Genomic DNA, 15375 nt, shown 5'->3' on the forward strand with positions numbered 1-15375 from the left:
CTACACAAGTAGCAATTGTTCCTGTTGCTGAGTCACATAAAGAATACGCTAAGGAATTATCAGATAAACTTATTGACATTAATGCTGATAGTGAAATCTATGCGAAGAATGATTCTTTAAATAAAAGGATTAGAACTGCAGAAAAAACTCGTGTACCGATGATAATTGTCGTTGGTGATGAAGAGATAGCTAACAAAACTGTGGCAGTTCGTGATAGACGCACTAGAGAGCAGTATAACTTAAGCCAAGAGGAATTCTTGAAGCTTATACAAACTAAAATAAATGAGGTAAATTTTTGAGTAAAAACAAAGACCGCGTTATCATGAATGATGACATCCGTGTTCCTGAAGTAAGATGTAATGTAGATGGTGGAGAGTCTCTAGGGATAATTTCTACTGATGATGCTATGACAAAAGCAAATGAATTAGGACTAGATTTAGTTCTGATTGCACCAAATGCAAAACCACCAGTTGCTAAGATTATGGATTATGGTAAGTTTAAATATCAAGAAGAGAAAAAACTTAAAGAACAACGTAAAAATCAAGTGAAGATTGTTGTAAAAGAGATAAAGCTTTCTGTAAAAATTGCAGAAAATGATGTTGCATATAAAGTAAAACATGCAAGAGAGTTTCTTGAAAAAGGCTTTCATGTAAAATTTCGTGTATTTTTACGTGGTCGTGAAATGGCACATCCAGAAGCAGCAAAAGAGGTTCTTTTACAGGTTTGGCCAATGGTTGAAGATCTTGCAGTAATGGAAAAACCACCAAAATTTGAAGGTCGCTACTTCAATATGTATGTAGTACCTAAAAAATAGTTCGCTTTTATTGATAAATATCATTCTCTCCAACTGATGAGGAGTGTATAATTCCTTAAAAAAGGAGAGATGAAGAATGAAACAAAGATTTTTTTTATATGTGTTGATGGCGCTTGTCACATCTTCTTTATGTGCTAAAGAGATGAAAGTGCAAGTACGAGAATTCCCACAAAAAGAGCTGAAAAAACAAAATATTCAAATTGCGACTATGGCTGCTCAAGCAATGTCCAAAAACCTTCCCCAAAAAATAGATCAGTATACAACGCTACGTTCTGTAAAAAATGATAATAGCACTTTGATCTATACATTTGTAATAAGTAGCAACACAAAAAGTGATAAAGAAATAATAAGAGAAGACCATTCTCGAATGCAAAAGGCTATAACTAAAGGTGTATGCCAATCTTCACAAAGATTTTTAAAAGCGGGTATCAATACTTCTTATATTTATGTAAGTAAAAAAACAGGTACTCCTCTTTTTAGGTTTGATATTACTCAAGCTAAATGTACAAATTTAACTAAGAAATAGGTCTGTTTTGTCTGTTAAAAATCTCATTAAAACACAAGATTTTTTTAACTCTTTAAATGATGAGCAGATAGAACAACTCTCACACATATCATCATTGCATACTTATAAAAAAGAGAATGTTTTGTACTATGAACAACAGGAGTGTACTAACCTGTTTTTTCTAATCAAAGGTTTGGCAAAAGCCTACAAAATTGATAAGCATGAAAATGAAACATTTTTATATTATATGTATGAAAACTCAATGCTTTCAGAAATTTCAGATATAAATTCCAATACTCTACATCCTTTTTCAAATGTGGTATTTGTGGAAGATTCACAAGTGCTACATGTTAATTATGCTAAATTTAAAGAACTTTTTTTAGCTAATCATATATTGTGCTTTCAATTTACAAACGCAGTTATTGAACGCTCATTAAAATTAGAGTCATTAGTCAGTAGAGAGTTTATCTTTGATGCTGTTTCCAAGGTAAGCATGATGTTACATAATGATTTAGCAATGTTTAATAAGCTTAAACGCCACGATATATCTCTAATGTTGCATATTCAACCTGCCACTCTCTCTCGTGTTTTAAATCGATTAAAACGAAATGGTATTATCGATATAATACATGGAGAGATTGAGATTATAAATGATATGGAACTCGAAGCCGTATATAAGGATAAAATAGATGAATAAAATAAAAATTCTTAGTTTACTTATATTTATACTCGCTTTAGTGCTAGCTATTTATTCTAAACAACTTTCACAAGAAAATGATATTAATTTAGAGATTTTAAAAACTATTAATGAGCAAAAAGCTTTTACTCAAGAAATATCAAAAAATATATTTTATATATATAACAATAGAAATGCTTCTACTAATCAACTAGATGAGTCTGTAAACTCTTTTGTGGAAAATGTAAATCATAAAAATGAAATACTGAAGGAGCTGGATAGTCAAAAAATTACGAAACAGACAAAAAAAATATTGTTGTTATGGAATAATTTCTACCTCTTGGTTCAAAAGTTTAGAGATTTAAGTAAAGTGCATAATGCTTATTCAAATATTATTTTAGAAAAGTTAATGAGTGATATTTATAAGGCGAATGTAGACTTAGTAGTTGAATTTAATAAACTTATTAGAATACATAAAGAATATTTTGATGGAGTGAAAAAGCAGGATAGAGCGATACAAATAATACTTTTTCTAGTTTTGTTAGTATTGCTTATTTATTTCTTTACTCAGCTTAAGGAGTTGTTGCTTTTTATTCAAAAATTTTTAGATACATCTAAAAATATTATACAAAAATCAACTGTCAAGGGAATACATCCTATTGAAGTGACTTCTACTAGTGAAGATGTCTCACATGCTTTGAATGATTTTAATTTTTTAATTCAAAAGATTAATAAATCTATAGATTATTCGGAAAATTCTATACAAAATAGTATTAAATCACTTGAAGATATAGAAGTTAATATTGAAGACTTGATAGAGCTTATTGCAACTATGGAGAATGATGGAGCCCTAGATAAAGAGCTTATAAACAGAGAAGATATCCTAATAGAAGCATTGGAAGAGTTAAGTACATCAGCTAAAAAATTAGAAATGTTACAAATAAATTTAAAAAACTTTAAAGAAATAGATTAATTAAATAATTTGACTTGAGTCAAATTATTTGGCTTTGATATATATTACTATTCTCTTATCATTTGGGATTATTTCTCAAAATGAAAATGAAGGAGAATTAAAATGGCTACTAAAATAAGTAAGCTAACTTCGCTTCTTTTGGGTACTTCTTTAGCTGCTACTATGGTGTCGGCTAATGGTGGAGAGCTTGAAAAAGTGATGAAAGCAAGGGGACTTACAGAGAACGATATAATTCATGCTGCAAAAACTTATACACCAAGTGGTGGTAGAGATGAATTTATGATATTTAGTTCTGGCGGACAATCTGGGCAGATGATGGTCTATGGTGTTCCAAGTATGAAAATATTAAAATATATTGGTGTTTTTACTCCAGAACCATGGCAGGGGTATGGTTATGACGAAGAGAGTAAAAAGGTTTTAGCGGAGGGGAATATCCGTGGTCATAAAATCACATGGGGAGATACTCACCATCCGGGACTTTCAGAAACAAATGGTGTATATGATGGAAAATGGTTAGCTGTTAATGATAAGGCTAATCCGCGTATTGCTATTTTAAGTTTAAATGATTTTGAAACAAAACAGATTGTTGTCAATCCAGTTTTTAAATCAGATCATGGTGGTGCTTTCTTTACTCCAAACTCTGAGTATATTTTAGAAGCTTCACAATATGCTGCACCGTTTGATAATAACTATCACCCAATTGAAGATTACAAAGAGACATATCGTGGTGGTATTACTTTTTGGAAATTTAATGATAAAATTGGACGTATTAACGAGAAAAAATCATTTGTGCTTGAACTCCCTCCATATATGCAAGATTTGAGTGATGCTGGTAAGGGTGCATCTTATGGATGGGGCTTTACAAACTCGTTTAACTCTGAAATGTATACAGGTGGTATTGAAGTAGGTATGCCTCCATTTGAAGCAGGTTGTTCAAGAAATGATACTGACTTCTTACATGTCTATAATTGGAAAAAATTAGCACAACTTGTTAAAAATAAGAAAAATTATAAGGTAATTAATGGAATTCGTGTAATTCCTATGAGTGTAGCAGTTGCTAACAACGCGCTCTTTTTAATTCCAGAACCAAAGTCACCACATGGTGTCGATGTTTCTCCTGATGGTAATTACATTGTAGTTTGTGGTAAACTAGATACACATGCTACTGTATATAAATGGAGTAAAATTAAGAAATTAATTAAAGACCATAAATATGCAGGAAAAGATCCATATGGAATTCCAATTTTAAGTATGAAAGATTCAATGCACGGTCAAGTTGAACTAGGTCTTGGGCCATTACATAATCAATTTGGTAAACATTGGAAAGATGGTGAAATTTATACATCTTTATATGTTGATTCACAAATTGTAAAATGGGACTATATACACCTAAAAGTACTTGATAAAGTAAATGTTCACTATAATGTAGGACATTTGTGTAGTATGGAAGGGAAATCTGCTGATCCTCAAGGGAAATATATTATTTCATTGAATAAATTGGCGATCGATAGATTTGACCCAGTTGGTCCACTTCATCCACAAAATCACCAGTTGATTGATATTAGTGGTAAAAAAATGGATCTTCTTTATGATATGCCAGTACCTCTAGGTGAACCACACCAAGCAGTTGCTATTCGTATGAGTAAATTACACCCAGAAGTACGATACAAAATGGGAACAAACTCAAGAACAGGTAAAATCTCTAAAGGTAAAACATTAGCAGGTCAAGAGCGAGTTGTTAGAAAAGGTCATAATGTAACTGTATATGCAACACTTGTAAGATCTCATATTAACCCTGAGAGAGTTACTGTAAATAAAGGTGATACTGTAACATTCTACTTAACAAACCTTGAGCGTGCTGAAGATGAAACTCATGGATTTACTGTAGATAACTATAATGTACACGCATCTTTAGAGCCAGGTAAAACTGCATCTGTTAAATTTAAAGCTGATTTAGAGGGTGTTTTCCCTTACTACTGTACAGAGTTCTGTTCAGCACTTCACTTAGAGATGATGGGTTATTTAATGGTTAAAGATCCTAACAAAAAATATGTTAGTGCTCAAAAACTTAAAATGAAAACAATGTCTAAAGCGGAACTTAAAGCTGAGTATGACAAAACTGTTGCTGTAAACACTGCTACTGATGCTGTTATTCAGTCAGTTGTTAAATTCTTAAAAGCTAATCATTATGAAAAATATCCAACTGTAAAAGCATTGGTTGAAGATGCACTTGATCAGTATGGAAAAATTCCGGCTCAGAAAAAACTTTCAGATAAAGCTGTAAAAGCTGGTGATTTGGAAAAAGCTGTTCTGTTTGAAAATATGATTTGGCAATATATGGTTAAAACTGCTGATGTTGGAATCAGAGCGAAAAACTTACTTGTGAAAAAAGTTGCAACAAAACAATCTCCTGCCGCTGCTGCTGGTGAGAGAGCATTTGGTGAAGGTGGATGTGGCGGATGTCACGTTATTGGTAAAGTTTCATCAGGTCCAGATTTAACTGGTGTACTTTTAAGACATGAAAATGGTGAGCAATGGGTTAGAAACTTTGTTTTAAATCCATCACATAAATATAAAGATCCATATGTAGAGGGTATGATTAACTACTTTAATCTAAGAATGCCTAACCAACATATGACTAAAGAAGAAGTAAATAACATTATTGAATACTTTAAATGGGTAGACAAAAATGCGAATCTATTTTAGAAAATAGATAATTTATAACTTCAACAACTAGGGTGGGAGTGTTATTCCCACCTTATTTCCCTCGTATTTTACATCTTCACACTGCAATTGACTTAAGTCAAATTTATACATTTTATATCTGGATACAATATTAAAATTTAATTTATAAACAAGGATATATTATGCACCCAAGTTTAATTAAAGCTAGAGTTTTTACTCTTATAGCTTTATTGATTTTAACTGTCTCTTTTACTTTTCCGATGATTGTATTTCATGGAACGCTTAGTAAAATTGATGCAGGAAAGATTAATGAGATTTCTCCTTTTACTAAAGAAGTTTGGAATATTTACAATAAAGGTAGATATAAAAGTGTAGCGACACCTAAGAGCGCGCACAATAATTTAGACAAAATGATTGAGAGTGAATCAGAAATAGGGCCGGCTTCTCTTCCAATTTGGGCTGTTTCTCTTGAAGCACCAAATTATCCAAAAAAAGCATTTCCTCAAGGGATTCCTGTCTATTTCCACTTTGATGGATATAGTGGAGAAGTACATGAAATGGATACAATCAATCACTATGTTGGAATGGATCCTATGTGGAGAGGTGGACATTTTGAACGTGCCATAGGGCCATATGCTCTTTTATTACTCTCTTTAGGAATGATTTTCTTTATGATTTATAATAAAAAAATCTATAGCTACATTATGCTTATTCCTATAGCTCTTCCATTGATTTTTATAGGAGATTACTCTTATTGGCTCTATTGGTTTGGGCACAATTTACATGATTGGGGTGCATTTAAAATCAAACCATTTATGCCTACGGTATTTGGAGATGGAAAGATTGCTCAGTTTACAACGCACTCTTATCCAACAATAGGGTTTTATATGATTTTATTGATTAGTCTGTTTAGTCTGCTTGCATTTTTTGCAAAACAAAAAGCACTTAAAGAGATGCAAAACGAAGCATCGTAAGTCAGGTTTATTAAATGTTTAAAATTTTATTGATTGTTGTTACTGTTATTACTAGCTGTTTAAATGCTAATGTATTGCAAGATGCAATAGATGGTGCACCTGCTGGTTCAATACTCAAGCTTCCTGCTGGAGTCTATAAAGGTGATATACATATCAATAAACCTTTGTCTATTATAGGTCAGGCAAAGGGAGTTATAATTGATGGGGAAAACAAGGGCATTGTTATAAAAGTACAAAGTTCGTATGTTACACTTAAAAATCTTACTATTATAAACAGTGGTAGCAGACATGAAAATCTTGATGGCGCAATCTCTATGGCAAAAAGTAAAATGGGTAAGATAAAACAGTGCGAAGTAAGTAATTGTATTATTAAAAATTGTCTTTTTGGTATAGATTTACAGATGGTAGACGACTCACTGATAAGTAACAATAAAATTACTTCAAAAAAACTACCCTTAGGTTTGCGTGGAGATGGGCTGCGTTTATGGTACTCTAACAACAATGTTGTGAAGGGGAACTCTTTGATTAAATCCCGTGATATGGTTGTTTGGTACTCACATGGGAATAAGATAGAGAATAATTTTGGAAAATATAATAGATATTCCCTGCATTTTATGTATGCTGGAAAAAATATTATAAAAAATAATAGGTATGAAAATAATTCAGTAGGTATATTTTTTATGTATTCACAAGATTCCATTGCCATAGGCAATATTGTAAAGAGCTCTTTAGGTGCAACGGGAATGGGTATAGGATTAAAAGATTCATCGAATTTTACACTTAAAGATAATACTGTTATTTACTGTGCACAAGGATTTTACATAGATAGGTCTCCTTTTGAACCGGGAACACATAATATAATTGAAGGAAATAAAATCTTATATAATGCAGAGGCTATACATTTTCACTCTTTAAGTATAAACAATATCATAAAAGATAATATTATACAGGGAAATATTGAAGATATTGTTAATGATAGTAAGCGAGATAGAACGCAAGAAAATGTTATTGTAGGTAATTACTGGGATAATTACACAGGCTTTGATAATAATAATGATGGGGTAGGAGACACTCCTCATAAAGTTTATAGATATGCAGATCAATTATGGATTTATAACAATAATGTGAAATTCTTTTATGGTTCTCCGGTTATATCACTATTAAACTTTTTGGCAAAACTTGCTCCATTTTCTAAACCACTGTTTTTAATGGAAGATAAGAAACCAAAAATGCAAAAAGCAATTTAAGAAAGGATAATTATGGCAAAAAAAGTACAAACAGATAGAAGAGAATTTGTTAAATATTCTACTTTGGGTGTTTTGGGTCTTGTATTAGGTGGTGGTGTTGTGTTTAGTCCATATTTAACAGGCAAAGAAAACAAACTAAGACCACCAGGAGCATTACCAGAAAAGGACTTTCTGGCTTTATGTATAAAATGTGGACAATGTTTACAAGTATGTCCATATCATGCAATTAAACTCAATGATGTTGGGCAAGGGTATGGTGAAGGGACTCCTTTTATTGATGCGAATGTGAGAGCGTGTTTTGCATGTAATGCAGTTCCTTGTGTTTTAGCATGTCCAAGTGGAGCACTGGATCATAAAACGGAAAAAGCAGAAGATATTAGAATGGGTATTGCTGTTTTAGAGTTTCCAGATACTTGTTTAGGTATTAGCAAAACGCCTATACCTGAAGGCTACGATGATGAAATGCTGGCTTTTACTAGCTCTGTTAGGAATGAAACACCAGAGGAAGTAGAGTTGGTGAAAAAATTTATGGGACGAGAAGGCAAAGAGTGTACTTTATGTGCAGATATGTGTCCAATACCAAATCCTTTGAGTGCGATTGCAATGGTTCCCGATGCCAAAGGTGGTCGTAAACCAGAGATTTATGATGGTTGTATAGGATGTGGAGCATGTCAAAATGTATGTCCAACTTCTGTTCCATCAATTGTAGTAAAACCTAGAATGACTTATGATGAGTATTATGGTAATAAAAATGAAGGAATATCATGAAAAAAAGTATATTACTTGCATCGACTTTTTTAATTGTTGTCGGTTTTTCTGCTTGTGGAGATAAGAAGGGGTCTGATGAAGAAAGTCAGGCTTCATCTACTGTTTCGACGCAAAACAGTCCTAAAATAGAAGTCGTAGCCAATAAAAATGAGTATGCTAAAAAAGTAAAATCTCATGAAGGTGAGATGCAAGAGGGTAGATCTTCAAATAAAAAGTCATTTTACTATGATTATGGAGAGAAAAGTGAGTATGATCAAAATGCTCAACCAGCAAATAAAGACGCATCTGTTCGTGTTCGTCCAAGAACAGTTCTTGACGCGCAGATGCATATACGAAGTCCTTATGAAAGAGTTCAGGTCTCTTTACTTGCAAAACAGTTAAGCCCTACTTTTAGATTAAAATGTTCGGCATGTCATGATGATTATGCAAATGGGGTACTTGGACCATCTCTCCTTGGTCGTGATGCCAATTACATTTATAATAAAATCCATGAGTTTAAGACAGGTAAAAAGAAAAATGTATTGATGCGTGATTTAATTCATAATATGAGTGATGAGGATATAAGGGCGATAGCTCAAGATATATACAATTTTAATATTCAAGTTCAAAAAATAAGGAATAAACAATGAAAAATATAATTGCAGGTTTTTTTACGCTATTAACCCTAGGTTTGATGGCATGGGTTGCATCCAATGGAGGTGCTTATAATGGTGGAGTTGCTGGTAAAATTACACAAGATATAGGTACAAGAACTGCAGCGACTAATAGAGATAGCGAACCAAAAGAAAAAAGTGATAGAGAAAAAGAGAATGAAGCATTAACTGCACTTAGAGATAAAGCAGGAAATGTTGGTAGTTTTAAAGTGAGTGATGAGTATAAAAGTAAATGTTCATCTTGTCATGGTGTCGATGGTAGTGGTATGCAGTATGGTAAAAAACTTATGGGACCAAAACTTTTTGGACAAAGTAGTGCTGCAATTTATAAAAAACTTGATGACTTTAAGGCAGGTAGAAAAGAAAACATGATCATGAGAGGTCTTTTAATTCATTTATCACAAGATGATTTGAAAAGGTTAGCGACTGAGATAGGAGAGTTTCCAGCACGTGCAAAAGCACTGGAAGATTCCAAAAAATAGGATACAAAAATGGATAAGTATAATAGTAGAGAGACCATAAAAAGGACATCGTTCTTATCAACATTTTTTAGTACAACAAAAGATGGGAAAAAGAAGTTAAGTATCAGAGCAAAGAGATGGATTATTGTTATCTCCGTGCATCTCTTGTTTTTTCTCTCTTTTGCCATTGATATTCAAACACTTGAAGGTACGCTAAATGGTTCACGCTTTTTAGGTTTTCATCTTATTGACCCTTTTACAACCTTAGAGATGTTCATGGCTGAGCACCATTTGCATATTAATATTATTATTGGTGTGAGTACAATCACTGTTTTTTATCTGCTAGTGGGTGGTAGAAGTTATTGTGCTTGGGTCTGTCCTTATGGGATTTTAAGTGAAATTGGTGAAAAGTGGCACAACACTTTGGTTGCAAAAAAAATCATTAAAGAGAGAAAATTTGATCATCGTATTAAATACATTTTCTGGGCAATCTTTTTAATTCTTGCGTTTACAAGTGGATATATGGTTTTTGAGACTTTTAGTGTCGTAGGTATTTTAAGCCGTGCAATAGCATATGGCTGGAGTCTGTCACTCATTTGGGTTTTAATAGTTCTTGCTTTTGAAGTTTTCTTTGCTAGACGTGCATGGTGCTCTTACATTTGTCCTATCGGTGCGACATATGGGATGATAGGAAAAGTATCTGCTCTTCGTATAGAGTGGAATGATAACTGTGATCACTGTATGGTTTGTAGCGATGTCTGTTTTGAAAATCAGGTTTTAGAGATTACAAAAGCAAAATATGATAAACAAAGAGAAGAAGAGGGCATTACTCATGAGTATATTACAGGTGCTGACTGTACACTTTGCGGACGTTGTATAGATGTTTGTCATGCAGATGCTCTTAATTTTGATTTTAGACTTAAAAGTTTGGTGTAAAATATGATAAAAGTTACAAACTTAACAAAGAAGTTCGGCTCAAATATTTCGCTAGATAGTGTCTCTTGTGAGTTTAAAAAAAATGAGTCTATTGCTCTAATGGGCGCAAATGGTGCAGGTAAAACTACACTTGTGCGTTCTATTATGGGGTATTATCATCCCAATGGCGGTGAGGTTCTTATTAATGGACTTAATCCTATAAAAGATAGGCTTGATGTTTTAGAGCATATTAGTTTTGTACCACAGCTTCCCCCTCCAATTAGACTCAGTATTTATGAGCTTATGGAGTATATTTCTGTAAGTGCTAAGGTAGATAAAGAGTTGATTAAGCACTATGCAAATGAAATGAAACTTGATATTTCTGGAAATTTAAACAAATCTTTTTTTAAACTCAGTGGAGGGATGAAGCAAAAGTTACTTATTGCTATCTCTTTAGCTAAAAAAAGTAATATTATCATTTATGATGAGCCAACAGCGAATCTTGATCCAAAAGCGAGAGATGATTTTTATAGACTTCTAAAACAAAATGAAGAGGATAAAGTGCTTCTCTTTGTAACGCATAGATTAGAAGAGGTTCGAGATTTGGTAAATAGACAAATTTATATGGATTTGGGGAAAATTGTATCAGATGAGAGATTTTAAATGAAAAATTTATATTTAATTGCATTTTTGGATTTAAAAGAGTCTATTAGAGCAAAATGGTTTGTGGTATACTCTTTAGTATTTGGTGGGCTTATTGCACTCTTTTTTATAGCAGGTGTTACCGAGTCTCAGGTGATGGGCTTTAGTGGATTGAGCCGTCTTTTACTGATGTATATTCAAATCACAATAGTCATTTTACCTATATTTATTCTTATTACTACTGTTCGTTCTATTTCTGGAGATAGAGATAGTCATGTATTAGAATATATGCTCTCTTTTCCAATATCCTTAAAACAGTACTATTGGGGAAAGGTTATTGGCAGATTTATTACTGTTTTTCTTCCAGTATTTTTTGCGATGGTTATTGCTATTGTATATGGGGCATTTAAAGGTGCAGCCATTCCTTGGAGTATATTCTTTTTATATACTGGACTTCTCTTTGCAATGACAAGTGCTTTTTTAGGTATAGCATTTTTTATATCTTCTTTTGTAAAATCATCTGAAGTAGCCTTGGGACTCTCTTTTTTTATTTGGATATTTTTACTTGCTTTTATTGATATTGCGTTAATATCACTGATGATGCAGGAGAGGATGAGTTCTGGACTGATTATTTTTATTAGTTTAATAAATCCTATGGAGATTTTTCGTGTAGCGGCAATCTCGCTTTTTGATCCGCAGTTAACAGTTATGGGACCTGTTGCATTTTATATTCTTGACTCTATGAGTCAAACAGTATTTGTTTTGGTCTCAATCATATACCCTGTCTTTTTGGGACTTTTGTTTGCATTTGTAGGGTATAAAATATTTGAGAAAAAAGATTTGGTATAGGAGTGTTGCATGATTAAAGTATTACTTAGTTTATTGTTGTTTTCAACATTGGTATTTTCACATGAGATAAAGTACAATAAAGATGCAGTAGGGGCAGTACGACATCTTAAGCTCTATAAGTATCCTGCTTGGGTCTCTGAAATAGAACTTTCAGATGGGAGAAAAGTACTTTTTTCTTCTCCAAAAGGGATGTTTGAATTTTATCTGCATCCTGCAGGTTGGTATAGCCAGTATCATATTAAAAATGAGCATGATTTTAAAACACTCTATGTGACTGATTTTCAAACAGCAAAGGTGATTAATGCAAAGGGAGCTTTTTTTGTATATGGTTCAGATGAAACTTCTCCTGCAGGCGATGATTTAGTGCCGTTTGATTCCTACAAAGCAGCAGAAAAGTTTTCAAAAAAACATCATGGATCAAGAATTTTTGGTTTTAGAGATGTAAGTTATGGTCTTATAAAATTTTTAAATGGAGCAATATAATGCAAAAGCCTACCCCACTAGATGAAGAGATAGAGCTAGACCCTAAACGATACATAGTAAGTGAGACAGATGCAAAAGGGAAAATCACCTATGCAAATGACTACTTTATGGAAGCAAGTGGTTATAATCAAGAAGAACTTATAGGACAACCTCACAATATTGTACGCCATCCTGATATGCCAAAGGTAGTTTTTAAACTTCTTTGGGAAGCTTTAAAACAGGGACAAAATATTAATGCTGTTGTTAAAAACTTAGCAAAAGATGGGCGTTATTATTGGATTTTTACAGAATTTGAGATTCGAAGAGATACTGATACAGGTGAAATAATAGGCTATCATGCATCAAGAAAAACAATTTCTAAACATGTTATAGAGATTATAGCAGACCTGTATAAACATCTTTTGGCAATTGAAAAAAGTGATGGTGTGGATGCAAGTGAGAAGTATTTAAACTCTTTTCTAAAAGAACAGGGTGATGATGTTACTTTTGCCAACTTAATGGAAGAGATACATAGATTTTACTAAATTTTACAATGGGTGGGGATATATGAGACTATTTCTTTTTGGTTTATTGTTTCCCACTTTTCTTCTGGCAAATTCTCTCCAAGATGCTATAAACGCAGCAGCTCCTTATTCTACTATTAAATTGCATAACGGTGTATATAAAGGTAATATATTTATTAACAAACCTTTGAGTATTGAGGGTGTTGGCAGACATGTAGTGATTGAGGGAAGTTCTCAAAAAAGTGTAATTACCATAACGAGTTCCCATGTAATTTTAAAACATCTATATATTGCAAAAAGTGGTATGAATATGCAGACCATTGATGCTGCTATTTCTATGCATAAGGTAAGAAACTGTGAAATAAGTTACTGCCATATATATGATGTTTTATATGGCATTGATATGGATATGGTTGAAAATTCTCTCATAGCACACAACTATATCACAACGAAGAAGAATGATCTTCCTCTGCGTGCAAATGCTCTAAAACTTTACTACGCAAATCATAATCTTATAGAGGCAAATAAAATTGAAAATGTAAGGGATGTGACATTAAACTATTCACACTTTAATGTTTTTAAAAAGAATCAATTTATAGGCAATAGATTTGCTACACATCTCTCTTTAAGCCATAATAATCAGTTTATCAATAATAGTTACAAATATAATTCGGTTGCTATGATGTTTATGGGCGCTAAAAATACAAAGGTCATTGGAAATGAAATTTTAAGTTCTAATGGTGCAGCAGGTATTGGTGTCATGATAGGAAGCGTAGCAAATTTTTTATTTAAAAATAATAGAGTTAGTTTTAATGCAAAAGGACTCTATATTCAGGGTCAAGAAAAAGCAAAAGGTATGAAGCGCTACATCCTAGGGAATGAAATTTCATACAATGGTGAAGCACTTCACTTTCATGCATCTATAAAAGACAATACTATTGTTAGAAATAAAATATTTTCTAATATAAACGATGTCGTAAAAGATGCTGGTAAAAATTTCGAGTCATCTAATGTGGTAGAGTATAATTATTGGGATCGTTATGCAGGTTTTGATAGAAATGGTGATGGCATTGGAGATAAGCCTTTTAAAGTTTATCAATATGCTGATCAGTTGTGGCACTATAACCATAAAGTGAAGTTTTTTTATGCAAGTCCCGTGATGACTCTGCTAAATTTTTTATCGCATCTAGCACCTTTCATTGAGCCAAATTTAATTATGGAAGATATGAAACCTCTAATGAACAATAAGTGATAATTAGTATCATATATAATTATTTTATGAATAAAATGATATAATGTAATAATTTAAAAAAAGGGGAAGAAATGAAAAAAATTCTTAAGATTTCTGCGGTAGTATCGTTAATGTTGTTTGGGTCCTTACCATTGTTGGCAAACTCTTCAAATAGTAGCAAGAGTGTTCAACAACAAAGCCACTTCAAGCCTGTATTGGAGGCAGAAGATTTAGTTCAGGTTGCATCTAAATTAGATAAAAGTAATCATGTGAAGGCTCTTTCTTTGCTTGATAAAGCAGAGTCGGCGTTACAAAAAGCATCTGTATCTCCAGAGACTAAAGAGTTGAAGACAAAAATTTCTGCGATTGAAAAAGCTATTAAAAATAATGAAGCAACAGATAAACTGTATAGTGATACTATCTTTAAGTTTGATGCTTATATTAATAAAATAAAGCAGTGGGGATATGAAATTCGTGCGCATGACGAAGAAATGACAGACATTCAAAAATTTAAAACTGAAGAAAAAGGTGATGTATATTAAATAATATTATTAATATACAAGATAAGAGAATATGCTTATTCTCTTATCTTCCAATCTTTTTAACTCTTCTTGCAACTTCATTAAAATCTATAATTTCTTCACCTTTGGCAATCTCATCTTTTGATTTATGTGCTACAAATCCATAAGCCATAGGCGTTATGTTGTTTGTATCATAAAACGCTTTTCGGGCATTTATCCATTTACCTGTTTTAGCATCTGTTATCCAGATTACAGCTTTATCTTTCCATGGAATTTTCTTATTATCAAACCATAGTACCATACAGCCAATATCATCAAACATGTAAACTTTACCATTTGCAGGATTAATGACTTGTGTAGTGTTTTTTCTGTCACTAACAACCATAACACAGCGTGCACACATATCCCTATCCCAGTGCACCTCTGATGGCTGTGTACTTACTTCTTTTTTATCACATCCCGTAAAATAGAGCAG

At 32.6% G+C, this 15375-nt stretch carries 19 protein-coding genes; 18 read left to right on the top strand and 1 reads right to left on the bottom strand.

Annotated features, from left to right (window positions below; all coding sequences use genetic code 11):
- The 18 genes from MV589_RS06745 to MV589_RS06830 all read left to right on the top strand — a co-directional run.
- Positions 1-299: His/Gly/Thr/Pro-type tRNA ligase C-terminal domain-containing protein (locus MV589_RS06745; protein WP_297433231.1), on the top strand; the 299-nt coding region annotated here is incomplete at its 5' end.
- Positions 296-814: a translation initiation factor IF-3 gene (infC, locus tag MV589_RS06750; protein ID WP_297433233.1), complete on the top strand. Its 519-nt coding sequence runs from the start codon at positions 296-298 to the stop codon at positions 812-814. The genes MV589_RS06745 and infC, both read left to right, overlap by 4 nt.
- 76 nt (positions 815-890) lie before the next feature.
- The gene (locus MV589_RS06755; RefSeq protein ID WP_297433235.1) at positions 891-1340 is read left to right on the top strand and encodes a DUF8479 domain-containing protein; all 450 of its coding nucleotides are present in this window, start codon (positions 891-893) and stop codon (positions 1338-1340) included.
- A 7-nt stretch (positions 1341-1347) separates the two neighbouring features.
- A complete protein-coding gene (locus tag MV589_RS06760; protein ID WP_297433237.1) occupies positions 1348-2016 on the top strand; it encodes a Crp/Fnr family transcriptional regulator in 669 nt (222 codons plus the stop codon).
- On the top strand, positions 2009-2968 hold the full coding sequence (locus MV589_RS06765) for a hypothetical protein (protein ID WP_297433239.1): 960 nt from the start codon (positions 2009-2011) through the stop codon (positions 2966-2968). The genes MV589_RS06760 and MV589_RS06765 overlap by 8 nt, the downstream gene beginning before the upstream one ends.
- A gap of 102 nt (positions 2969-3070) precedes the next feature.
- Positions 3071-5674 carry a Sec-dependent nitrous-oxide reductase gene (gene nosZ, locus MV589_RS06770; RefSeq protein ID WP_297433242.1) on the top strand — a complete coding sequence of 868 codons (2604 nt, stop codon included), beginning with the start codon at positions 3071-3073 and terminating at the stop codon, positions 5672-5674.
- Positions 5675-5835: 161 nt separating this feature from the next.
- Positions 5836-6627 carry a cytochrome C gene (locus MV589_RS06775; RefSeq protein WP_297433244.1) on the top strand — a complete coding sequence of 264 codons (792 nt, stop codon included), beginning with the start codon at positions 5836-5838 and terminating at the stop codon, positions 6625-6627.
- A 14-nt stretch (positions 6628-6641) separates the two neighbouring features.
- Positions 6642-7874: a nitrous oxide reductase family maturation protein NosD gene (locus MV589_RS06780; RefSeq protein ID WP_297433246.1), complete on the top strand. Its 1233-nt coding sequence runs from the start codon at positions 6642-6644 to the stop codon at positions 7872-7874.
- 12 nt (positions 7875-7886) lie between these two features.
- On the top strand, positions 7887-8642 hold the full coding sequence (locus MV589_RS06785) for a 4Fe-4S dicluster domain-containing protein (protein WP_297433248.1): 756 nt from the start codon (positions 7887-7889) through the stop codon (positions 8640-8642).
- A complete protein-coding gene (locus MV589_RS06790; RefSeq protein WP_297433250.1) occupies positions 8639-9271 on the top strand; it encodes a hypothetical protein in 633 nt (210 codons plus the stop codon). Before MV589_RS06785 ends, MV589_RS06790 begins: the two co-directional genes overlap by 4 nt.
- Positions 9268-9777, top strand: coding sequence for a c-type cytochrome (locus MV589_RS06795; protein ID WP_297433252.1), 510 nt, complete (start codon positions 9268-9270; stop codon positions 9775-9777). The genes MV589_RS06790 and MV589_RS06795 overlap by 4 nt, the downstream gene beginning before the upstream one ends.
- 9 nt (positions 9778-9786) lie before the next feature.
- A complete protein-coding gene (locus MV589_RS06800) occupies positions 9787-10692 on the top strand; it encodes a NapH/MauN family ferredoxin-type protein (protein ID WP_297433254.1) in 906 nt (301 codons plus the stop codon).
- Positions 10693-10695: 3 nt separating this feature from the next.
- Entirely contained in the window at positions 10696-11334 is a 639-nt protein-coding gene (locus MV589_RS06805; RefSeq protein ID WP_297433256.1) for an ABC transporter ATP-binding protein, read from the top strand.
- The gene (locus MV589_RS06810) at positions 11335-12162 is read left to right on the top strand and encodes an ABC transporter permease (RefSeq protein ID WP_297433259.1); all 828 of its coding nucleotides are present in this window, start codon (positions 11335-11337) and stop codon (positions 12160-12162) included.
- Positions 12163-12171: 9 nt separating this feature from the next.
- Entirely contained in the window at positions 12172-12645 is a 474-nt protein-coding gene (locus MV589_RS06815) for a nitrous oxide reductase accessory protein NosL (protein ID WP_297433261.1), read from the top strand.
- Positions 12645-13169 carry a PAS domain-containing protein gene (locus MV589_RS06820; protein ID WP_297433263.1) on the top strand — a complete coding sequence of 175 codons (525 nt, stop codon included), beginning with the start codon at positions 12645-12647 and terminating at the stop codon, positions 13167-13169. Before MV589_RS06815 ends, MV589_RS06820 begins: the two co-directional genes overlap by 1 nt.
- 22 nt (positions 13170-13191) lie before the next feature.
- Positions 13192-14400, top strand: coding sequence for a nitrous oxide reductase family maturation protein NosD (nosD, locus tag MV589_RS06825; RefSeq protein WP_297433265.1), 1209 nt, complete (start codon positions 13192-13194; stop codon positions 14398-14400).
- A 71-nt stretch (positions 14401-14471) separates the two neighbouring features.
- Positions 14472-14921, top strand: a complete 450-nt coding sequence (locus MV589_RS06830; protein ID WP_297433268.1) for a hypothetical protein — start codon at positions 14472-14474, stop codon at positions 14919-14921.
- A gap of 43 nt (positions 14922-14964) precedes the next feature.
- Here MV589_RS06830 and MV589_RS06835 read toward each other — a convergent pair.
- Positions 14965-15375, bottom strand: a 411-nt coding sequence (locus MV589_RS06835; protein ID WP_297433270.1) for a nitrous oxide reductase accessory protein NosL, incomplete at its 5' end; no start/stop codon positions are given.

This window comes from Sulfurimonas sp. (assembly GCF_026991475.1).
Taxonomy (GTDB): Bacteria; Campylobacterota; Campylobacteria; order Campylobacterales; family Sulfurimonadaceae; genus Sulfurimonas.